The sequence below is a fragment of the Bacillus sp. FSL R10-2201 genome (genome assembly GCF_038008665.1).
In the GTDB taxonomy this organism is placed as follows: domain Bacteria; phylum Bacillota; class Bacilli; order Bacillales; family Bacillaceae_G; genus Bacillus_A; species Bacillus_A mycoides.
This window is the reverse complement of record NZ_JBBOZP010000001.1, coordinates 4,748,868-4,770,204: the sequence shown is the minus strand read 5'-3', so window position 1 is coordinate 4,770,204 and position 21,337 is coordinate 4,748,868. Positions and strand designations below refer to the sequence as shown.

Here is a 21,337-nt window from a genome sequence, read left to right as displayed (position 1 = left end):
ACTTAGTTCGGAAAGGGGTTCATATTTATTAAATTCACTAGAAAAGCCAGTGCTATAACCTTGGTAGGTGCTATTTTCAGTAATAAGGAAGTTTACGTTGACCTCAATTATGTAGTTCTTGAAGATTATTATATACGTTATGTTTAGTATAATATATATTCGTTTTTGACATGTATCTACGTCAAAATGACAATTATAATTGACAAAGGTAAGGATATTATTTACAATTTTAATTAAATAAATGAAAAAGAGGGAAGACATGAAGCTTCAAAATCGAGTGAGGGAATTTCGAGCAAAGCATCGTTTATCACAAGGGGATTTAGGGAAAGCGATTGGCTCATCACGGCAAACCATTAGTTTAATTGAGCGTGGAGATTATGCACCATCTATTGTGTTATCGCTAAAAATCGCACAAATTTTTGGAGCGCCGGTGGAGGAGATATTTATGTTGGTGGAGGGGGAAGAGGACGATGAAGATGAAGAGTAAACGAAAAAAACAATTTGATTTTGTGGGGAAAATAGCATTAAGTATGATGGGTGGCTTTTTAACATCTTATATAGCTTTAAATTTACTCTCGAATGAACCGAGAAAATTATCATCTAATACATTTATAGGTGTATGTACTATTTTTGGAATCTTAATGATGTACTACACTTGGAAGAATACACGTATGTTAGCGGAGGCACGCGATGAAGAAGAGAGCGTACAAGGCAGAAAATTAGGCATTATAAGTATATATTTACGTGTAGGTGATATAGTTACGCAGGCATGGTTTGTATATGCAGTTATTACATGTAGACGTGCACTGTTACAGGATACAAATGTGTCATTTGCAGTGTGGAATTTAGTAGCTTCTATTGTCTGTTTAACTATTGTAGTGGTTATCGGGCTCATAACAAAAAATCGTTATAATAAGCTATATCCTGAACAAGGTGTAACATATATGGAATCTATGAAAATGTGGACGAAAAACGCAGATGAAGGATTAAAGCACATTGTGCATGAGGCTGGATATAAAGCATATGAATTTACGAATACAATATTGGCATATGTATGGTGGGCTGCCGTTATATATACAGCGGCTAGTGATATCGATTTTGTATTAATTGGCTTAATCTCATTTATTTGGATATTGCATCTCGGAAAATTCATGTACGAAATGCAGAGAAAAATGATTTATTAAGGGGAGAAAAAGGTGGATATTTTAAGAAGGCCAGCTGGTTCCATGACGGCGGCGCTAGTTCTGTCCATTTTATACGGAGTAATTCGAACTGGGAAATTAGAAGTAATGTTGAATATATGGGCAGTATTTGGAATTGTATTATTAGTGTTAGCCATTCATGAGCTAGGGCACGTAGTATTTGGTTTGATAGGTGGTTTGAATTTTAAATTTATGACAGTAGGACCTATCACTGTTCAAAAAGAAAAGGGGAAATTACGCATTCGAGAAAATAAATTATGGGCGTACTTTGGTGGTGTGGTGATGTTAGCACCGTCTTCTATAGAGACACCGAACCTTTCAAAGAAATGGGCGTGGATGACTTTAGGCGGACCAATTATGAGTTTATTATTCGGTATTACTTCAGGTTACATATACATGGTGAGCTATTATCAATATCTTTTATATTTTTCCGTTTTCCACTTTGTGATTTTTGCAGTTACAATCGTGCCGATAAAGGGAACGCTACTAAGCGATGGCATGCAATTTCTTATTTTAATTAAAGATGATGAAAAAGCTAAGCAGCATTTATATACGATTCAAATATCGAGTGAGTTATTTAGTTATAAAAGACCGAAAGATTGGGATGAGAGATTAGTAGAACTTAGTGAGGAAAAATTAAAAGAGGATAAAAGTATAAGAGAGATAATGAGCGGACTTATGCTCGTCTTTTATGCCCGAGCTGATCAAAAGGGAATGGAAAGAGCGATACCGTATATAGAACAAATTGTTCAGCTATCTGTAACGAAGGAAAATAAATTTTTCGTTGGTAGTTTTCATAGTTGGTATCTTTTATATAAAGCTCTTTATCAGACGGATAGCCTTTCTCTGCAAGAAGCAAAGGAACATGCAAAGGCCATTACCAAAATGGATTTAAACGGATATTACCGTACACAAGGAATTATTAAATATTTAGAGGACGATATGGAAGCTTCCCGCATTTATATGAAGAAAGCTGATAAAGAATTGGAGAGTGCTGAGAAGAGTGGAATGGGATATTTACAAGTAGAGAGAGAATGGTTTGAGCAGCTACAGGCGAGGGTATCTTACGATGGGTGAGGTATCCTCTTTTTTATATGTCATCTTATTCGATTTCATAAAAAACGAAGTACAGGTAGAATAAAAGAGATAGGAGGAGATACATATGGAAATTTTATCGATTATTTTGATAGTCTTGCTCATTTATGCTGTTTTTAAAGTGGCGTATGTAGCATTAAAGATACTCGCGATCCTATTAATTATCTTTTTAATCGTTGAGTTCGGCAGTAAGTTACTTGGGGGATAGGCATGTTGTGCGTTTTGAGTGTCGAACCGTCGATATAATGAAAAAATCGCTGATATAAGTGGAGAAACGATCGATATATTTTAAAAATCGTTGATATATTTAATTGAATACTAAGTGGGGTATATGGGAAAGAAGTTGCCGTGGAGGTAACTTCTTTTTATTTTGGTGATGGGGTATGAACAGGAAAGAACAGTAAACAAAAAAGCTGGAAGAATATCTTCCAGCTTACGAGTTACTTTCAATTTGACGACCATTTTCTTCTTCAGTGTCCTGTAATAGATTGAATACATCTGCTAGGCAGAATGCGATAAACCAAGTCCATAGACCGTGGAAGAAAGCTGAGCTTAATTGAAGTGGTAATGTATAGTTTGTCATTGAGTAGGAAATACATCCACCAACGATTCCGATCATTGTTAATAACATTGTTTTTTGAGCATTTTCTTCTGGATTGAAGAGGAAGAAAATGTATCCGCCTAAAATTGAAGCGCTTACAAGGGTTTCGATTCCATTAAAAATGATATTCTCTCCAAGCTCTGTGTTTGTCCAGAAACAGATCACGCCGCCGACGATCGCAAATAGGACAGCTAGTGTGTATCGTATATATTGATTCATATGTTCATCTCCTTATGTAATAAGATGATTTGGAAGTCAAAAAGGTAGGTATAGTATATTGAAGTGAATTTTAGTTGTACGTATCTTTTATAAAAAGATCAGTGAAGAATAACTAAGATGATCGGTTTTTTTAAACCGTTACGTGTATGGTGTCTGAAATATACCCGACTGCTCGTTTCTTTTTGCTTATAAAAATAAGAGAAACTTCCAAGTCTATATACTCTTTTTTGTAAGTCTAGTTTTATTATAACATATTTAGTGATACAATAATAGAATTATCTGATTTTGTAATAAGTGTAAAAAATAAAAAACGCAAGGAATTGTAGTTCCTTGCGCCTTTTTATATACGTTTGAAACGGCCGACAATTTCAACTGTTTCAGTAATGTTCATAAATGCTTTATTATCCACTTGGCGGATAATACGTTTCATTTCGCCCAACTCGTAGCGAGTTACGACAGTGTAAATCATTTTTTTCTTATGGTTTGTATAGCCGCCGACAGCATCTACCATTGTTACGCCACGTATGCCGTGATGTAATAGTGAGCTTTTTATTTCCTCACCTTTTTCTGTAATTGTCATTATCGTTAATTTAATATGTTTTGTATGCACGGCATCAATTACTTTGCTGACTACAAACCGACTAATTAACGTATAAAGCGTAATATCCCATCCGAAAATAAATCCTGCTGCAACAAGTAAGATTAAGTTGAATCCAAAGATGATTGCTCCAATTGAAACATCGCGATGTTTCGCTACAATCAATCCAACAACATCAAAACCACCTGTTGAAGAAGCAAATCGGAATATGATTCCTGAGGCAGCACCGCAGATGACACCACCGAATACAGAAGACAGCAAAATATCATCTGAAACTTGGTGTACTGGGATAATGTTCATCGCTAAAGATGATACAGCCACAAAGTATGCCGTTAAAAAGGTTGTCTTCTTTCCTAAGTAAAAGTGACTTAAAATAAGAAGCGGAATGTTTAGTAAAAAGATAAGTGCTCCGATATTGTAGTGCATTAAATAACCGATAATCATCCCTACACCAGCGAATCCACCGCTAATCATATTATGCGGGATAAAAAACATATTCATAGAAATTGCATACAAAATAGAAGCTATAAAAATAACAACTAACTGTATGATGAATTCTAAATGAAATGTTTTAGCTGCTGGGAAGGATAAAAAGGCGGTGTCGGGAACGTAATCGGCGTCTCCTAGTTGACCCATAGTATGTTTCATCTCCATATTCATTTTTGATTACAAGAAGAGAATAAAGCTTTTTTCAAAAACTGGCAATAGTTTTATTATAATGCAAAAATTTTATAAATTTCTAACAAATTAAACCTATTCAAAGATACGTGTGAATATACTAAAGAAAGCGGATACATTAGTTTTCTAGCATAATTTTTTGAGAAAATATGCAAAAAAATTTTTTGAGAACAAAAGGAAATAGAGAATGTTTGCTGAATATGCTAAAATGACTTTATTAAGGATGTGAAGCGATGGAATTTTTATTGCAGGATGCAATTCTATATATATCGTTTGTAACGACAGCGCTTTGTGTATTAGAAGTCTTTTTTCTTGCTAACGTTTCTCGCTTTGTGCGTCAGCAAGCATCGAGCGGTAGACAGAGAGCTTTTAAACTAGTAGATACGTGTGAAGAGGGTACAAGAAATGTACCGCTATTTTCTATTTTTTATAAATATGGAATGATTCGTTCTGTCCGCAGACAAGAATCGAGTGGAGAGAGTGACGAGGTAGGTCCGTATACACCAATGTTTCGCTAATTAATTACGAAACATTGGAGGAATGAACATGTTAAAATCATACCGAGCTAGGCTCATTAGTTTATCATTATTACTTGTTTTTGTTTTATCTGGCTGCAGTAATGCAGGCACAATTGATTCACATAGTACGGGAATTTGGAACCATTATTTCGTATATCCAATCTCATTTATGATTCAATTTGTTGCTCATCATATACCTGGAGCTAGCTTCGGGATTGCCATTATTATCATGACGCTCGTTATTCGTTCAGCAATGATTCCATTAGCTGTTTCGCAATATCGTAGCCAAGCGAAAATGAAAAAAATGCAACCTGAATTACAGAAGCTGAAACAGAAATACGGTGATGTGGGTAAAGATCTTGAAAAACAAAAGCAGTATCAAAAAGAAATGTCAGAACTAATGAAATCAGGCGGTTGGAATCCGTTAGCTGGGTGCTGGCCAATCTTTATACAAATGCCGATTTTCTCTGCTTTGTATTATGCGATTAGCCGAACTGAAGAGATTCGTACATCTTCATTTTTATGGGTGAACCTAGGACATGCAGATCCATATCATATATTACCGATTATCGCAGCGTTAACAACATTTATTCAAATGAAGGTGTTCCAATCAAATGTAACGCCTGGAGAACAAGTTCAAATGCTGAAAATACAGCAAATTATGATGCCTGCAATGATTCTATTTATGGGATTTGCGGCGCCATCAGGACTGGTGCTGTATTGGATTACAGGTAACTTATTTACAATGACACAAACAATTGTATTAAGAAAAGTAATGGAACGTGAAGAATTACAATTACAAAAAGCTTAGAAAAACGCCGCTCGTGATGAGCGGTGTTTTTTATTTAAATCGTTAAGGAAATTTTAAGAAACCAACATTACTATTGGCATTGTATACGAAAGTGTACATGCTTTAGAACTATGAAGGAGGAAATTTCCTATGAAGAAGAAAACAGTTGGGTATGTAGCAATTGCAGGTGCTTTATCATTTGGAATTATAGGAGGAGCTTGCATACCAGCGTTTGCGGCAACGAATACTCCAGCGGCCGAGCAAGTTACAAAAGGAACTGCGAAGAAGAATTTAGATGAGGCTACAAAACAAAAAGTAAAAACGATTATGGACGATACAAAGAAACAGTTAGAGGAACTAGGTGTGAAACTTCCAGAGAAGGAGAAACGCAAAGACATGCTTGCGGACTTAGATGAGGCGACAAAAGAAAAAGCGAAGTCGATTCTAGAGCAAGAAAAATCCGGGAAATTAACTCGCGAACAAGCAAATGAGGAATTAACAAAGCTAGGCGTGAAATTCCCAGAGAAAGGTAAGCACAAAGATATATTCGCGAATTTAGATGAGGCGACAAAAGAAAAAGCGAAGTCCATTTTTGAGCAAGAAAAGTCCGGAGCATTAACGCATGAGCAAGTGAAAGAGAAATTGAAAGAATTAGGCGTAACGCTTCCAGAGAAAGGGAAGCACGGTGACATGTTCGCGGATTTAGATGAGGCGACAAAAGAAAAAGCGGAAGCAATTTTGAAGCAAGAAAAGTCTGGAACACTAACTCGTGAGCAAGCGAAAGCGAAGTTGAAAGAACTAGGTGTGAAATTCCCAGAGAAAGGGAAGCACGGTGATATGTTCGCGAATCTAGATGAGGCGACAAAAGAAAAAGCGAAGTCTATTTTTGAGCAAGAAAAGTCCGGGAAATTAACTCGCGAGCAAGCGAAAGAAGAATTGGCAAAACTAGGTGTGAATCTTCCAGAGAAAGGGAAGCATGAAGACATCTTTGCAAACTTAGATGAGGTGACAAAAGAAAAAGCGAAAGCGATTCTAGAAAAGGAAAAGAAACAATTAGCAGATTTAAATGTGGATCTTCCAAATCATAAATTTTTTATGAAAAAAGATGAAAAATAATTGAACTATGTAGTATCTTTCGTGTGGGCAACCGAAAGGTACATACGACAAATGCGAGGACCGATTTCTGTAAGCAGAAATCGGTCCCTTTTAATGATTCATTGAAATTCTTTTCATTGTTAGTATGTATCCAAAGATGCAGTAGAAGATTGCAAAACCGATAAACACTTCAGTATATTGGTATTTACCTAATACGTAGAAGGAAGCAGCTGGTATAATAGCTACCGCTAAAATGCTATAACCAGGATACTTATATCGATACATGATAGCGAATATAAAAGAAAGAACAGTAGCGATGATACAAAAAATAGCAATCATTATTAGTACACCTCCTACATGAATTATACCATTTTTAGGGAAATAGAGAAAAATGGTAACTTCTGTTATAATATAAGAAGAGAAATGTTTCTTATGTTATATAAAATATATATTGATTTTTTCTAACAATTCAATATAATGAACAATAACTACAAAATTCGACATCAAGAAGTGATGATGAGGACATGATCAATTTTTTACGATTCTCAGAGAGGGAAGCCTTTGGCTGTGAGCTTCCTAATACGAGAAAATCGATTACCACCTCTGAACTGCAGCAGTGAACGGATACCTAGTAATTGCTTGCCGGCAAAAACCGTTATTTGGACTTGAGAAATTGGTGAAGTGTGTCACTTTACGAATTGAAACAAGGGTGGAACCACGAATACAACACTCGTCCCTTTTTTAGGGAGGAGTGTTTTTTTATTTTATTTTTGCATCACACTAGTATTGGAAGGAGGATACGCAGCATGCATCATGATGAGAAAAACAAAATTGGTTTAACAGTAGCACTTTCTATCGTAGTAGGAACTATTATTGGGTCTGGTGTGTTTATGAAACCAGGGAGCGTATTAGATTACTCAGGGAGTTCTAATATGGCAATCCTTGCTTGGGTAATTGGTGGTCTGTTGACGTTAGCAAGTGGTTTAACAGTAGCCGAAATTGGAGCGCAAATTCCGAAAAATGGTGGGTTGTATACGTATTTAGAGGAGATTTACGGAAGTTTTTGGGGGTATTTATCTGGCTGGATGCAAACAATTGTTTATGGACCAGCTATTATTGGAACGTTAGGTTTGTATTTTAGTTCTTTAATGATCAATTTTTTCTATTTAGATAAAGTCTGGAATTTACCAATCGCAATTGGAACAGTTGTGTTCCTAGGCGTTATAAATAGTTTGGGAACAAAATATGGGGGCATCGTCCAAACGGTTACGACAGTTGGGAAGATGATTCCAATTATATTAATTGTTGTGCTAGGGTTTTGGAAAGGGAATAGTGATATCTTCAACGTAGTTGTACCGATATCAGAAAATCAAAGTATCGGGATGGCAATTTTAGCAACTTTATTTGCCTATGATGGCTGGATTTTACTCGCTTCTATTGGCGGAGAAATGAAGAACCCAACAAAGTTATTACCGAAGGCAATGACAGTTGGGATTTTAATTGTAACAGCTGCTTACGTGTTAATTAACTTAGCGTTATTAAATGTATTACCAGCAGCGAAAATTGTAGACCTTGGAGAAAATGCAACAGCGACAGCTGCGGGTATGTTACTTGGAGAATATGGCGGGAAAATTATTAGTATCGGTATTATCATTTCTATTTTCGGTTGTTTAAATGGAAAGATTTTAACGTTCCCACGTATTCCGATGTCGATGGCAGAGCGTGGACACCTTCCGTTTTCTAAGTTTATTGCAAAAGAAAATTCGAGATTTAAAACACCAGCAAATGCGATTACTGTTGAAATCATTTTAGGAATTATTTTAATGCTTATTAGTGATCCGAATAAGCTATCTGAGATTTCCGTATTCATTATTTATATTTTCTACGTAATGACGTTTATTGGTGTCTTCATTTTACGAAGACGTAACAAGGATAAAGAGCGTGCATATAGTGTACCGTTATTCCCGATTGTACCAATCGTTGCGATTTTAGGGTCATTGTTTGTACTTGGAAGTGCAATTATTAACGATCCGGTAAGCTGCTTCTTATCAATTGGAATTGTATTTACTGGACTTCCGGTATATTGGTACTTAAATAAGAAGAAAGAAACTGGAGTTTAATGATTGAAGGGCAGGCGTATTATACGCCTGCTTTTTTGCTATAAAAAAATTTGTACTTGCGTCCACTTTCTCTTTTGGTTACTATAATGGTAGTAACCAAAAGAGAAAGTGTGGGGAAAGGCTTGAATTTTCGTGTATATATTTTAGCTATTGCGGCTTTCGTAGTCGGAACGGTTGAGCTAATTATAGGAGGAACGCTTGATTTAGTTGCTAATGATTTAGGTGTGTCGATTAGTGCAGCTGGTCAGCTTATTACAATATTTTCAGTAGTATTTGCTCTATCGGGGCCAGTTTTATTAGCATTAACAGGCAAGTTTGAAAGAAAGAAATTGTATGTTGTGGCATTATCAATTTTCTTAATTGGAAATATCATTTCGGCATTTAGTGTGAATTACGAGATGTTAATGTTCTCGAGAGTAATTTGTGCAGCGAGTGGATCGCTTATTATTGCACTATCGGTAACACTTGCTTCTAGTGTAGTAGAGCCGCATTTCCGTGCGCGTGCAATTGGAATCATTTTCATGGGTATTAGTGGATCACTCGTACTTGGAGTACCGCTAGGTCTTGTGCTCGGAAATGCATATGGATGGCGTGCACCATTTGTATTAATTTCAATATTAACGGTTATGGCGATTGCTTGTATTTCATTATTCTTAACGAAAGTACCAGCGACATCGGTATTATCAATAAGAGAACAAATTGCTACGTTAAAGGATAAAAAAATTGTAAGCGCACAGTTAACATCATTTTTATTTTTAACAGGTCATTTAACGCTATACGCATATTTAACGCCGTTTCTAAAAGATGTGATGCATGTTGAAGCAAATTGGATTAGTGTGTTTTACTTCATTTTCGGAATTGCAGCGGTACTTGGAGGTGGCCTTGGCGGCTGGCTTGCTGATAAATGGGGATCGAAGAAAAGTATTATTTCCATCATTATCGTATTTGCATGTGCAATCTTTATGTTGCCGATGATGACATTCTCATTCCCGCTTTTCATTATTATGATGGGGCTTTGGAGTATGCTGAGCTGGGCAATTTCGCCAGCACAGCAAAACTATTTAATTGAAATTGCGCCAGAATCAGCTGGTATTCAGCAAGGTTTAAATAACTCTGCACTTCATTTAGGAATTGCACTTGGCTCAACAGTGGGCGGAGTTGTTATTGAGAAATCATCTGTTATATATAACGCTTGGGTAGGCGGCGTTTTCATTATATTGGCACTGCTTTGTGCGATTTTCTCTATTACGAGAGGACGTTCGAATCAGCTTACGAAAGAAGAATCTATCATTTGATAGGTTCTTTTTTGTGTGAAAAATTGCAGGGGTTAGTAGAGAAATGGAGAAGGGAGTATATAGCGAGGTGATAGTATATGGAGTCTAATTTTTCAATTATTGGTTTTCTAATTTCTTTAGTCCCATTATTTCTTATTATTTTTGTATTTAGATGGATTCGTTTCATCTATCAAAATTCTGAGAAACAAGTAGAGCAAAATGAGAAGATTATTGAGCTTTTGATGGAGATAAAGGAGCAAAAGAAGTCGTGAAATGGTCTATTTATTTTGGGTAAACTTTACAAAACGGACACATTATTTTGTAGCGCTTTCTGTTATATTTAGGAAGATTATATTTTCATATAGGAGGGCTACAAATGGGTTTATTCGATATGTTTAAAGGTGACAAAACTCGTACAGAAAATGGGATGGAACCACACTTTGCATTTGCTACATCTTTACTTTACATGATGGGTGCAGATGGAGAATATGATAATGAGGAATTAGGACAATTATTATCTGTTTTAGGTGGTAAGAATAAAGGCGGTACGATTTATGTAGGTGGAAATAACGATGACCTACTTGATAAGGCTATTAAGTATGTTCGTAAAAATAGTTTAGATACATTTTTAAAAGAAGCAGCACCTTCTCTTACAGATGCACAAAAAATGTGTATTCTAGTTAACTTAATTGATTCATCTCTTTCTGATGGAGAGGCTGAACGTGAAGAACAAATGATGTTTGGGAAGTTTTTACAAGCTTTTGATATTTCAGAGGAACGATTTAAACCATTCTTTGAAGTAATTGTACTAAAGAATGAACGTTCTGTATTTACAAATCAAAACCATCCGAAAAACCAACTACATAAAATTGAATTAGCGAAAGCGTAAAAAAGAGCTGTACCAAATGAGTATGTAAAACTCCGTTTGATACAGCTTTTTTTGTATGGAAAATTATATTATCTATTCAAATGGTAGAATCGATTTTTGGATTTGTTAATATCTCAACTTCATCAACAATTCCTTAATTTCCTCATCCTGCATAAAGAGATCATGGTGCTTCTCTGTAATCTTCGCAAGTGCAACGTCATGATAGAAGAACTCCGTAAAGAACTTCACGAAAGGTTGTGACATTGTTTTCATCGCTTGCCATGATTCTTGCTCTACACCAGCAAATAAAATTTCACTATCGTCAACGATGAGTAGTAAATAACGCTCTAATGCGTTAGGTTCTTGAGCTGGGATTAAAAAATGCATGTTTTCTAAGTCAGTTTCCACTTTTCCAACTATGAGGGACTCGACTTGGACGCCTTGTTTTTCTTTTTGTTCTAGTAAAGGAAGATATTCTAAAAGGGTATCGTTCCATGCGGAGATGCGTATGGATTCTTTCGCATCTTCTATAAGTTGCCTACTTTGTACTTTAATAGAAGACTGCATTTTTAAACTCCAAACGCGGTCATCTGTAAATGATTTTTTAGAAATATTATTTTCAAGTTCTTTAATATTAGATTGGAATTCTGTCGTTAACTTTTCAATTGCTAGCTTGAGTGGTAATGCTGTATACAATTTTTTCTTTTCAGAAACAGAATCCATTACCATCCCTTTATCAATGAGTCGTGCTAACACTTCGTATATTTTTGCTTTTGGAACACCTGAATGTTTAACGATAGTTGTTGCATCTAATGGGTCATTGCTTGATACGACAACTTCATAAGCTTGGCTTTCATATTGTGAGAAACCGAATTTTTGTAGCATAGTTCCCTCCGAACGAATGAGATTATATGTTAAGGATAATGAACTATTTGTTTTTACACAAGTGTTGAGATAACAAGTAGGTTGATTGAAATGAGAACAAATTTCAATTTTTTAAACTATATGGATTGAGCTTTCTGATTTATCTATTATACTTAATATAGTGATTAATACGATTAAATTTTACCGAGAAGGGGATGCTTGAGGGAATATGTTGAGAAGTTTACGTTTAAAAATTGCAGTAGTATTTTCGGTACTTATTTCTATGATGTTTGTAATATTAGGTACAGCTGTGTATCAATTGCAAAAAGAGAAAGAAACGCACTCCTTAGACCAGTATTCTGAAAATACGATGGATCTTGTGACAGAGCAGTTAACTGCATTTATGCAGCGAATTGAAGAAGATATGGGTCATTATGGATCTCATGATGATATTCAAAACATGCTACAAGATGGGGTTACTCCAGAAGAAGAGAGTTTTATTTTAAAGGAATTTTCAAGGTTTAAAAAGAATCATCCTGATATTTTAGATGTCTACATTGGGACGAAAGATAAAAAAACGTTGAGTGCAAATCTTGCAGATGGTGGGACAGTTCCAGAAGGATATGATCCGACGAGTCGCCCTTGGTATAAAGCGTCAGAAGCAGCTACAGAATCGACTATTTGGGGAGAACCACAATATGAAATCGCGACGGGGAAGTTAAGTATTGGAGTTTCAAAAGCCATTGTCGGACAAGATGGTTCTGTGTTAGGCGTTGTAGCAATGGATGTATCACTAGGAACGATTCAAAAGCTACTCCATAATATTCAATATAATAATGGCGGAGAAATGTTTGTTATAAATGATAAAAATATCGCCATTGTGTACCCGGAGAAAGTAGGAAAAGATGTTTCGAAAGAACCACTTGTTAAAAGTTTAAATAAAGATGAGACGAAATTTGCGGCGGCGACATTAGGTGGCAAAGATGTAGTAGCCTATAGTCAATTGTTTGATAAGATGAAATGGAAAATCGGGATTGTATATCCGAAAGAGTCCATTGATAACTTACTAATAGAAACAAGAAATACAGTTATTATAATGGCATGTATAAGTTTATTGATTGGAATATTAGCTTCATATGTATTCTCAAGAAGATTAGCAAGACCATTGCAACTATTAACAAATCACGTTCAAAAAGTAGCAGAAGGTGACTTAACGTTGCAAATGAAAGTGACAAGTAAGGATGAAGTTGGAGAACTGACAAATCATTTTAATCATATGGTTGAGCAAATGAATGAAATGGTAAGTAAAATTAAAAATAGTGTATCGACAGTACAGAAATCGACTCACAATCTGCATTATTTAACGAATGAAACTGTAGCAGCTAGTAGAGAAGTTTCAGGTGCAATGGATGATGTGAGCGGAGGCGCGTCTACTCTTGCTAATAGTGTAGAGGAGGTTTCAGCGCAACTTGAAAATATGGCGCAGTCGATGGGAGAAATGAATAGTTCCGTTGGTGAAATAAAGGGAGTGACTGGTAAGGCGGAAGAAGCGTCTAAGCAGGGACTCAATACGATGCGAAATTTAGTTCGTACAAGAGAACAATCATCTTCTATCGTTGTTCATACGGAAGAAGCGTCCGGTAAGTTAGAGCAAAGGGTTGGATCGATTCAAAATGTGGTAGAACTTATAAAAGGTCTTTCGGATCAAACGAATTTACTGGCTTTAAACGCTTCAATTGAAGCAGCACGTGCAGGTGAGCAAGGTAAGGGCTTTGCTGTTGTTGCGGAAGAGGTTCGGAAATTAGCTGAACAATCAAAAGAGGCAACGGGTGAGATTACAATAATGATTAGCGATGTGCAGTTAGAAGTAAAACGAGTTGTAGAAGTTGTAAGTAAATTGAAAGACATTGCGGATATACAAAATAAAGTTACGACAGAGGCGGAGACAGAATTCCGCACAATTATGTCAGTTGTAAATACTATTAGTGCCTCAGTTGAAAAAATTGTAGAAGAGGTAAATAACATAGGTCACGAGCAAGAAGAAATTACAGAAGTTATGCAAACAATTGCTAGCACGAGTCAAGAGAGTGCGGCTGTTTCTGAAGAGGTAAATGCAGCAACTGAGTCACAAGTGAATCATTTAGAAAAAGTAGCTCATACGATGGAAAGTTTGACAGAGAATATGCAGGACTTAGAAAAATTGATTGAGCAGTTTAAAGTAGAAGAGTAACGTATTAGTAAAATGATGAGAATTTCGGTAAAATAGACAATGGATATATAAGAAGCAGTAATAGGAGGAAGATTATTATGGCAATTGTTGATGTATCGATTATTCCAGTAGGAACAGGTAACCCAAGTGTTAGTGAATATGTAGCAGAAGTACAAAAGGTACTAGAGAAAAATGCTGATCGCGTGAAGTATCAATTAACACCGATGAATACAGTAATTGAAGGAGATCTTCCTGTCATTTTAGAAGTCATTCAACAAATGCATGAAGTTCCATACATGAAAGGTGCACAGCGCGTTGCGACAACAATTCGTATCGATGATCGCCGTGATAAAGTAAGTACGATGGAGAAGAAATTAAACTCTGTTCGATCAAAATTATAAGAAAAAGCAGCGATCTTCGCTGCTTTTTTCATATAGGAGGAAAATAAGATGAGTGAAAAGTTTAATGAGCAGTTTGATGGCTTGCTAGAGAAATACACGGAACTATTACTTGGAGAGAGCAACGAAGAGCGAAAAGAGCAGGTACAGAAATGGGCACTTTATTCTTATATGGCTAAGACGATGCCAGCTTTAGTGAAACATTGGAATGAGACGTATCCAGATGCAAAAGAAGAGATGGTACAGTTAATTACGAATATTAAAAAGCTGAATGATGAGAAGCGAAATGAGAAGTAAGAAGGCTTGAGATAATGTTACCTCAAGTTTTTGTTATTAATATCCTTATATAATTTACATGAAATATAAATGGTTTTGTGAGCATGTCGAATATTTTCGGCATGCTCATTTTTTCCCTAGTAAACCCGTTTTTTCTGAATGTCGAAAAATATTTTCTTTATATTTATAAACGAGAATATAGGGTTTTAAATGTTTTGATAGTATTTTATAAATTATCTAAATAATTATTTGTATCAAATAATTTTAAACAATGATATAATTTTGAAGAGGGGTAAAAAACAGATAAATTATAGTCGTAGGGGTGAATTACATGGAACAATTAATGCGAAATTCGTTTCTTTTCTTATCTAAAAATAAAGCGCTAACAAAACTGGCTAAAAAGTACGGTTTACGCTTTGGTGCAGGTCGCTTCGTCGCAGGGGAAACGATTGAATTAGCGACAGCTGCAATTAAAGCCTTAAATAAGCAAGGTCTTTGTGTAACAATCGATTATTTAGGTGAATTCGTTGATAACGAAGCGGAAGCAAATGAAATGGCTAGCGAATCGATTGAAGCGATTCGTGCAATTGGAAGAGAAGGTCTTAATTCGCAGCTTTCTTTAAAGATGACTTCTATGGGATTAGATATTTCTGACGAAATCGTAATGAACAATATGCGCCGTATTTTAGAAGCTGCAAAAGAAAATGGTGTGTTTATTACAATTGATATGGAAGACTATACGCGCTGCGGAAAAACAATTGATATCTTTAAACAATTAAAATCTGAATACGATAATATTGGTACAGTTATTCAAGCTTACTTATATCGTACAGAAAAAGATATGGAAGATTTAAACGCTTATAATCCTAATTTACGTCTTGTAAAAGGGGCCTATAAAGAACCTGAAGAAGTAGCGTTCCCAGAAAAGAAAGATGTAGATGACAATTATAAAAAAATTATTAAAATGCACTTATTAAATGGAAATTACACTGCAATTGCTTCACATGACGAAGCGATTATTGAATATACGAAAAAACTTGCGGAAGAACACAACATTCCAAGGGATCAATTTGAATTCCAAATGTTATTTGGTATTCGTACAGAGCGTCAACTTGAGCTAGTAAAAGAAGGTTACAAAATGCGCGTTTACGTGCCTTATGGAAACGACTGGTATGGCTATTTCATGCGCCGTCTAGCAGAACGTCCAGCAAACGTTGCGTTCGTATTAAAAGGTATGATCAAAAAATAACCAAGGAGAAAATACTCCTTGGTTATTTTAATTGCTGAAATGCGTAGTGCGCCATTTTCTTCGTATCAGGATATAGCTGCGTACGAGTAGAAGATAACACGACGTTAATGACGCGTTTACCGTCTTTTTCATCAACTGTTACGACTGTGTATTTTCCGAGTGCTGATAAACCGCTTTTACTTCCAATCGCATATGGATCATCATATAGTTCTTCTCGTCCATAGTTTGCGATTTTCGGAGAACGCTCTGAAGTATGTAGTGTTGTATGTATTGAATTCATATATTCTAAAACGATCGGATACTTCAAGGCTTCTTTCGTAATAATAGCAATGTCATATGGTGATACTTTATTTCCAAGTGCATCAGCACCGCTTGCGTTTTTGAAAGTCGCATGTTTTGTCCCAAGTTCCTTCGCCCTAGCGTTCATCATTTTCACAAACTCATTTTTTGATCCTGCGATATGTTCTGCAATTGACTCAGCGATTGGGTCTGCACTAATAATAAGCATAAGTTTTAATGCCTCATCACGTTTTAATTTTTCACCCGCGCGAAGCTTAATCTTCTTACTTTGACTTTCCGTTTTAATCGCATTCTCTGTTACCGTAATTTCTTCATCTTCTTTCACATTTTCTAGTAAGAGTAAGGTAGTCATCATTTTCCCTATACTAGCCGGATAAGAGCGTTCATCTTCCCGTTTTCCGTACAAAATTTCACCTGTGTCTGCATCGATTGTAATCCCGTATTGCCCAGTAATGTTAGGCTGATCTGCTCTTACAACTTGTTGCCTTTGTGCATAAGAGAAGAAAATCATCCCTGTAAATAGTGTGGCAATCATTACAATCATAATTATTGTTCGTTTCATCGTCGTTCCCTCTTTTGTTTTCCATATGTACAAATAAATTGGGCAGAAAAAGCAGCCATTAATCATTATGCCACGTCCTCTGCCCAAAAATATAGCGTTATTTTTCGCCCATATTATGCTTCTTATATTGTTGGTTATTACTTTGACGCCCTTTTTCAACACTGTGATTATGCGGACCTGCATTTCCAGTTACACTTGCTGCGCTAATTCCAGCTTTTGAAGGGTTCTTCTTAAGTTTTGCCATATATATTCCTCCAGTTTCGTCAGATTATAAAAAGGAAAAGTGCATTTTAATGAAGAAAATACACATGTATAGCATAGCCAAATGAAAGAAATATATTTATTTCAGAAAATTTTATCAATAAATATATTGCGAAAATTCAAACTGTATCATATATTTATTAGTAGAGGCTCACTCATTGATTGCGACTCATGTCGAAAAATTGAATGAGCATTCATTCAAGAATAGGGGGAGAAATGGATGTTCCAAATTAAAAAGGCTGCTGTTCTAGGTTCAGGCGTAATGGGTTCAGGAATTGCGGCACACTTAGCTAATATTGGTATTCCGACATTATTGCTTGATATTGTACCACCTGCGCTTACGAAAGAAGAAGAAGCGAAGGGACTTACATTAGAACATAAAAGTGTGAGAAATCGTTTTAGTAATACGGCTGTGCAAAAACTATTAAAGCAAAAACCAGCTCCTCTGACAGTGAAAGGAAATTTAGCACTGATTGAAGCAGGTAACTTAGAAGATGATCTTGAGCGTCTAGCTGATGTAGATTGGATTATCGAAGTAGTAGTTGAAAACTTAGATATTAAAAAGAAACTATTTGAAAAAGTAGATGCCGTTCGTAAAGCGGGTTCTATTGTAAGCTCGAATACGTCAGGCATTTCAGTAGAAAAAATGGCAGAAGGTCGTTCAGACGACTTCCAAAAGCACTTCTTAGGCACACACTTTTTTAACCCACCACGATATTTAAAACTTCTAGAGGTAATACCGACGAAAGAAACAGATCCACAAGTATTAAGCTTCATGAAACTATTTGGCGAAGACGTTCTTGGAAAAGGCGTTGTTATCGCAAAAGACACACCAAACTTTATTGGAAACCGCATCGGTACGTACGGTTTATTAGTAACTCTTCAAGAGATGATAAAACGCGGCTATAGCATTGGGGAAGTTGATTCTGTAACAGGCCCACTTATTGGTCGCCCGAAGAGCGCAACGTTCCGTACATTAGATGTTGTTGGTTTAGATACATTCGTACACGTTGCAAATAACGTATATGAAAACGTACAAGAAGAAGAGCGTGATGTATTTAAAGTACCAGCTTTCATGCATGACATGCTTGATAAAAAATGGCTTGGAAGCAAAACAGGTCAAGGCTTCTTCTTAAAACAAGGAAAAGAAATTTTAGAACTAAATCCTGAAACGATGGAATACGAAGCTCGCAAAAAATTAAAAGCTGCATCTATCGAGTTAAGTAAAAAAGAAAAAGGTTTATCGAATAAATTGAAAGCGCTTGTATACGCGAAAGACCGCGCAGGAGAGTTGTTATGGAACATCATCACACCAACTCTTTTATACTCTGCAAAACTTCATAAAGAAATTGCTGACGATATCGTTGCAATTGACCAAGCGATGAAGTGGGGCTTCGGCTGGGAGCAAGGACCATTTGAAGTTTGGGATGCAATCGGCGTTGAAAAGTCCGTTCAAAAGATGGAAGAAAACGGCGTAGTTGTTCCGACTTGGGTGAAAGAAATGTTAGAGAAAGGTTTCACTACTTTCTACAAACACGATAACGGAGATAGCTACTATTACGATAATGGCGAATATAAGCTAATCGAACGTAATAAAAAGGCAATTTCTCTTAAACAATTAAAAGCGAAAAATGGCGTATTAAAGAAAAATAGCGGAGCGAGCTTAATCGATTTAGGCGATGGTATCCTTTGCTTAGAATTCCATTCGAAGAGCAATGCAATCGGTATGGATATTACGCAAATGATTAACTACGCTGTTGATGAAGTAGAAAAGAATTATAAAGGTCTTGTTATCGGTAACCAATCGAAGAACTTCTGCGTTGGTGCGAACCTAGCAATGATCTTAATGGAAGCACAAGATGACAACTACTTTGAAATTGAGTTGGTTGTGAAAAACTTCCAAGATGCAATGACGAAAATTAAATACTCTTCTAAGCCAGTTGTAGCGGCGCCATATGGTATGACGCTTGGCGGAGGTACAGAAGTTTGTTTACCAGCAGCGAGCATTCAAGCTTCTAGTGAGACTTATATGGGCTTAGTAGAAGTAGGTGTTGGCTTAATCCCTGGCGGAGGCGGTAACAAAGAGTTATACATTAAACACTTAAACAAAATGGCAAACGGTGTAGAATTCGACTTACAAAAAGTTGCGAATAAAGTATTCGAATCTGTAGCGATGGCGAAAGTTTCTACATCAGCACAAGAAGCTGTATCGAACAACTTCTTAGGCGATAAAGACGGTATTAGTGTGAATGGTGATCACTTACTATATGATGCGAAACAAAAAGCACTTTCTTTATATGAAGCAGGTTATAAAGCACCTATCCGCAAAAAGATACCAGTTGTTGGTGAGACAGGATATGCAGCGCTTGTACTTGGTGCAGAGGCAATGCATTTATCAGGTTACATTTCTGAACATGATCTGCACATTGCGAAGAAACTGGCATATGTCATTGCGGGCGGAAAAGTGCCGTACGGAACAGAAGTTGATGAGCAGTATTTATTAGATGTAGAACGTGAAGCATTTATTAGCTTAGTAAGTGAGATGAAATCACAAGCAAGAATGCAGCACATGCTTGTAAAAGGAAAACCATTACGTAACTAATAACGAGGGGAGATATCGTTCATGAGAGAAGCTGTCATTGTTGCGGGAGCAAGAACACCAATTGGAAAAGCAAAGAGGGGTTCATTAAAAACAGTTCGTCCTGACGATCTAGGGGCGTTAGTAGTAAAAGAAACGTTAAAGCGTGCGAATTATGAAGGACCAATTGATGATTTAATTTTCGGTTGTGCGATGCCAGAAGCAGAGCAAGGTTTAAATATGGCTCGTAATATCGGTGGGCTAGCAGGACTTTCTTACGATGTTCCAGCTATTACAATTAACCGTTACTGTTCTTCAGGTTTACAAAGTATCGCTTACGGAGCAGAGCGCATTATGCTTGGTCACTCTGAAGCTGTATTATCAGGCGGAGCGGAATCAATGAGTTTAGTTCCAATGATGGGACACGTTGTTCGTCCGAATAGTCGCCTTGTAGAAGCAGCACCAGAATATTATATGGGTATGGGGCATACAGCAGAGCAAGTTGCTGTGAAATATGGAATTTCTCGTGAAGAACAAGATGCATTTGCAGTAAGAAGTCATCAACGTGCTGCGAAAGCATTAGCTGCAGGGAACTTTGCGGATGAAACAGTATCTGTAGATGTGACGTTACGCTCGGTTGGATCAAACAACAAACTGCAAGAAGAAACAATCATTTTCGCACAAGACGAAGGTGTAAGAGCAGAGACGACGCTAGACATTTTAGGTAAATTACGTCCAGCATTTAACGTTCGCGGTTCTGTAACGGCTGGTAACTCTTCACAAATGAGTGACGGTGCAGCATCTGTACTATTAATGGATCGTGAAAAAGCAGTGAGCGATGGCATGAAGCCACTTGCAAAATTCCGTTCATTCGCAGTAGCTGGAGTACCACCAGAAGTAATGGGAATCGGCCCAATTGCTGCAATTCCGAAAGCGTTAAAATTAGCTGGTTTAGAGCTATCTGATATCGGTCTATTTGAACTAAATGAAGCATTTGCTTCTCAATCTATCCAAGTTATTCGTGAACTTGGTTTAGATGAAGAAAAAGTAAACGTAAACGGCGGTGCAATCGCACTTGGACATCCACTTGGCTGTACAGGAGCAAAACTAACACTATCTCTTATTCACGAAATGAAACGTCGCAACCAACAATTCGGTATCGTAACAATGTGTATCGGTGGCGGAATGGGAGCAGCGGGAGTATTTGAATTACTATAAAAAAAGTGTAAGCGGCTCGCTCAGAATGTGAGGGGGATGGAGCTTCAGACGTAGAGGCGCTTTTTGCCTCGTAGGAAGAAGCGAAGCCACCGAACATTCTAGCCGCTGGAACTGGATTATAAAAAAAGTGCAGGTGGCTTGCTCAGAACAGGAGGGCGTTGGAAGCCCTGACGAAGAGGCGCTTTTTGCCTCACAGGAAGGGATGAAACGACCGACTGTTTTAGCCACCGGAACTGGATTATAAAAAAAGTGCAGGTGGCTTGCTCAGAACAGGAGGGCGTTGGAAGCCCTGACGAAGAGGTGCTTTTTGCCTCACAGGAAGGGATGAAACGACCGACTGTTTTAGCCACCGGAACTGGATTAT

Annotated in this window: 23 protein-coding genes and 1 other annotated feature; of the genes, 17 read left to right on the top strand and 6 right to left on the bottom strand. The window is 36.8% G+C overall.

Features of this window, described 5'->3' with window-relative positions; genetic code table 11:
- The first annotated feature begins 241 nt into the window (after positions 1-241).
- The 4 genes from NSQ69_RS24905 (at position 242) to NSQ69_RS24890 (ending at position 2,505) form a co-directional block, all read left to right on the top strand.
- A complete protein-coding gene (locus tag NSQ69_RS24905) occupies positions 242-487 on the top strand; it encodes a helix-turn-helix transcriptional regulator (RefSeq protein ID WP_002067963.1) in 246 nt (81 codons plus the stop codon).
- Positions 477-1,184 (top strand): DUF3169 family protein, encoded by a 708-nt coding sequence (locus NSQ69_RS24900; protein WP_033713416.1) that lies wholly within the window; start codon positions 477-479, stop codon positions 1,182-1,184. The genes NSQ69_RS24905 and NSQ69_RS24900 overlap by 11 nt, the downstream gene beginning before the upstream one ends.
- Before the next feature lie 42 nt (positions 1,185-1,226).
- Entirely contained in the window at positions 1,227-2,279 is a 1,053-nt protein-coding gene (locus NSQ69_RS24895; RefSeq protein WP_002129811.1) for a site-2 protease family protein, read from the top strand.
- A gap of 85 nt (positions 2,280-2,364) precedes the next feature.
- Entirely contained in the window at positions 2,365-2,505 is a 141-nt protein-coding gene (locus NSQ69_RS24890) for a DUF3985 family protein (protein ID WP_000404757.1), read from the top strand.
- Between the two features lie 225 nt (positions 2,506-2,730).
- On the opposite strand, the gene NSQ69_RS24885 is transcribed toward NSQ69_RS24890, so the two are convergent.
- Complete coding sequence (locus NSQ69_RS24885) at positions 2,731-3,117, bottom strand: DUF3938 domain-containing protein (protein WP_002034640.1); 387 nt, start codon at positions 3,115-3,117, stop codon at positions 2,731-2,733.
- 340 nt (positions 3,118-3,457) lie between these two features.
- Positions 3,458-4,351 carry a YitT family protein gene (locus NSQ69_RS24880; protein ID WP_000530031.1) on the bottom strand — a complete coding sequence of 298 codons (894 nt, stop codon included), beginning with the start codon at positions 4,349-4,351 and terminating at the stop codon, positions 3,458-3,460.
- 275 nt (positions 4,352-4,626) lie between these two features.
- Between NSQ69_RS24880 and NSQ69_RS24875 the strand changes: the two genes are divergently transcribed.
- From NSQ69_RS24875 to NSQ69_RS24865, 3 genes are all read left to right on the top strand, one after another.
- Complete coding sequence (locus tag NSQ69_RS24875; RefSeq protein WP_002015967.1) at positions 4,627-4,911, top strand: hypothetical protein; 285 nt, start codon at positions 4,627-4,629, stop codon at positions 4,909-4,911.
- A 28-nt stretch (positions 4,912-4,939) separates the two neighbouring features.
- Complete coding sequence (gene yidC / locus NSQ69_RS24870) at positions 4,940-5,722, top strand: membrane protein insertase YidC (protein ID WP_002015966.1); 783 nt, start codon at positions 4,940-4,942, stop codon at positions 5,720-5,722.
- Positions 5,723-5,851: 129 nt separating this feature from the next.
- The gene (locus NSQ69_RS24865; protein ID WP_002129785.1) at positions 5,852-6,817 is read left to right on the top strand and encodes a hypothetical protein; all 966 of its coding nucleotides are present in this window, start codon (positions 5,852-5,854) and stop codon (positions 6,815-6,817) included.
- A gap of 90 nt (positions 6,818-6,907) precedes the next feature.
- Here NSQ69_RS24865 and NSQ69_RS24860 read toward each other — a convergent pair whose 3' ends face one another.
- The gene (locus NSQ69_RS24860) at positions 6,908-7,135 is read right to left on the bottom strand and encodes a hypothetical protein (RefSeq protein ID WP_002015964.1); all 228 of its coding nucleotides are present in this window, start codon (positions 7,133-7,135) and stop codon (positions 6,908-6,910) included.
- 165 nt (positions 7,136-7,300) lie between these two features.
- Positions 7,301-7,537, top strand: a binding site (T-box leader).
- A 65-nt stretch (positions 7,538-7,602) separates the two neighbouring features.
- Between NSQ69_RS24860 and NSQ69_RS24855 the strand changes: the two genes are divergently transcribed.
- The 4 genes from NSQ69_RS24855 to NSQ69_RS24840 all read left to right on the top strand — a co-directional run bounded on the left by NSQ69_RS24855 (position 7,603) and on the right by NSQ69_RS24840 (position 11,079).
- Positions 7,603-8,916, top strand: a complete 1,314-nt coding sequence (locus NSQ69_RS24855; protein WP_002167429.1) for an APC family permease — start codon at positions 7,603-7,605, stop codon at positions 8,914-8,916.
- 110 nt (positions 8,917-9,026) lie between these two features.
- Positions 9,027-10,211 (top strand): MFS transporter, encoded by a 1,185-nt coding sequence (locus NSQ69_RS24850; RefSeq protein WP_002129783.1) that lies wholly within the window; start codon positions 9,027-9,029, stop codon positions 10,209-10,211.
- 77 nt (positions 10,212-10,288) lie between these two features.
- The gene (locus tag NSQ69_RS24845) at positions 10,289-10,462 is read left to right on the top strand and encodes a hypothetical protein (protein ID WP_002034605.1); all 174 of its coding nucleotides are present in this window, start codon (positions 10,289-10,291) and stop codon (positions 10,460-10,462) included.
- 104 nt (positions 10,463-10,566) lie between these two features.
- Positions 10,567-11,079, top strand: a complete 513-nt coding sequence (locus tag NSQ69_RS24840; RefSeq protein ID WP_033730845.1) for a tellurite resistance TerB family protein — start codon at positions 10,567-10,569, stop codon at positions 11,077-11,079.
- Between the two features lie 105 nt (positions 11,080-11,184).
- On the opposite strand, the gene NSQ69_RS24835 is transcribed toward NSQ69_RS24840, so the two are convergent.
- Complete coding sequence (locus NSQ69_RS24835) at positions 11,185-11,943, bottom strand: TrmB family transcriptional regulator (protein ID WP_002034606.1); 759 nt, start codon at positions 11,941-11,943, stop codon at positions 11,185-11,187.
- Between the two features lie 208 nt (positions 11,944-12,151).
- Here NSQ69_RS24835 and NSQ69_RS24830 point away from each other — a divergent pair, with 208 nt between their 5' ends.
- From NSQ69_RS24830 to NSQ69_RS24815, 4 genes are all read left to right on the top strand, one after another.
- On the top strand, positions 12,152-14,152 hold the full coding sequence (locus NSQ69_RS24830) for a methyl-accepting chemotaxis protein (protein ID WP_033731930.1): 2,001 nt from the start codon (positions 12,152-12,154) through the stop codon (positions 14,150-14,152).
- A 77-nt stretch (positions 14,153-14,229) separates the two neighbouring features.
- A complete protein-coding gene (locus NSQ69_RS24825; RefSeq protein ID WP_088291675.1) occupies positions 14,230-14,532 on the top strand; it encodes an MTH1187 family thiamine-binding protein in 303 nt (100 codons plus the stop codon).
- Positions 14,533-14,580: 48 nt separating this feature from the next.
- Positions 14,581-14,826 (top strand): YusU family protein, encoded by a 246-nt coding sequence (locus NSQ69_RS24820; protein ID WP_001290599.1) that lies wholly within the window; start codon positions 14,581-14,583, stop codon positions 14,824-14,826.
- 310 nt (positions 14,827-15,136) lie between these two features.
- Entirely contained in the window at positions 15,137-16,054 is a 918-nt protein-coding gene (locus NSQ69_RS24815; protein ID WP_002089421.1) for a proline dehydrogenase family protein, read from the top strand.
- A 22-nt stretch (positions 16,055-16,076) separates the two neighbouring features.
- Here NSQ69_RS24815 and NSQ69_RS24810 read toward each other — a convergent pair whose 3' ends face one another.
- On the bottom strand, positions 16,077-16,916 hold the full coding sequence (locus NSQ69_RS24810) for a D-alanyl-D-alanine carboxypeptidase family protein (RefSeq protein ID WP_033713142.1): 840 nt from the start codon (positions 16,914-16,916) through the stop codon (positions 16,077-16,079).
- A 97-nt stretch (positions 16,917-17,013) separates the two neighbouring features.
- Positions 17,014-17,160: a YuzL family protein gene (locus NSQ69_RS24805; RefSeq protein ID WP_002129775.1), complete on the bottom strand. Its 147-nt coding sequence runs from the start codon at positions 17,158-17,160 to the stop codon at positions 17,014-17,016.
- A 237-nt stretch (positions 17,161-17,397) separates the two neighbouring features.
- On the opposite strand from NSQ69_RS24805, the gene NSQ69_RS24800 reads away from it, so the two are divergent.
- Both NSQ69_RS24800 and NSQ69_RS24795 read left to right on the top strand, forming a co-directional pair.
- Positions 17,398-19,779, top strand: coding sequence for a 3-hydroxyacyl-CoA dehydrogenase/enoyl-CoA hydratase family protein (locus NSQ69_RS24800; protein ID WP_341099772.1), 2,382 nt, complete (start codon positions 17,398-17,400; stop codon positions 19,777-19,779).
- Between the two features lie 21 nt (positions 19,780-19,800).
- Positions 19,801-20,973: an acetyl-CoA C-acetyltransferase gene (locus tag NSQ69_RS24795; RefSeq protein ID WP_001206332.1), complete on the top strand. Its 1,173-nt coding sequence runs from the start codon at positions 19,801-19,803 to the stop codon at positions 20,971-20,973.
- Positions 20,974-21,337 lie beyond the last annotated feature (364 nt).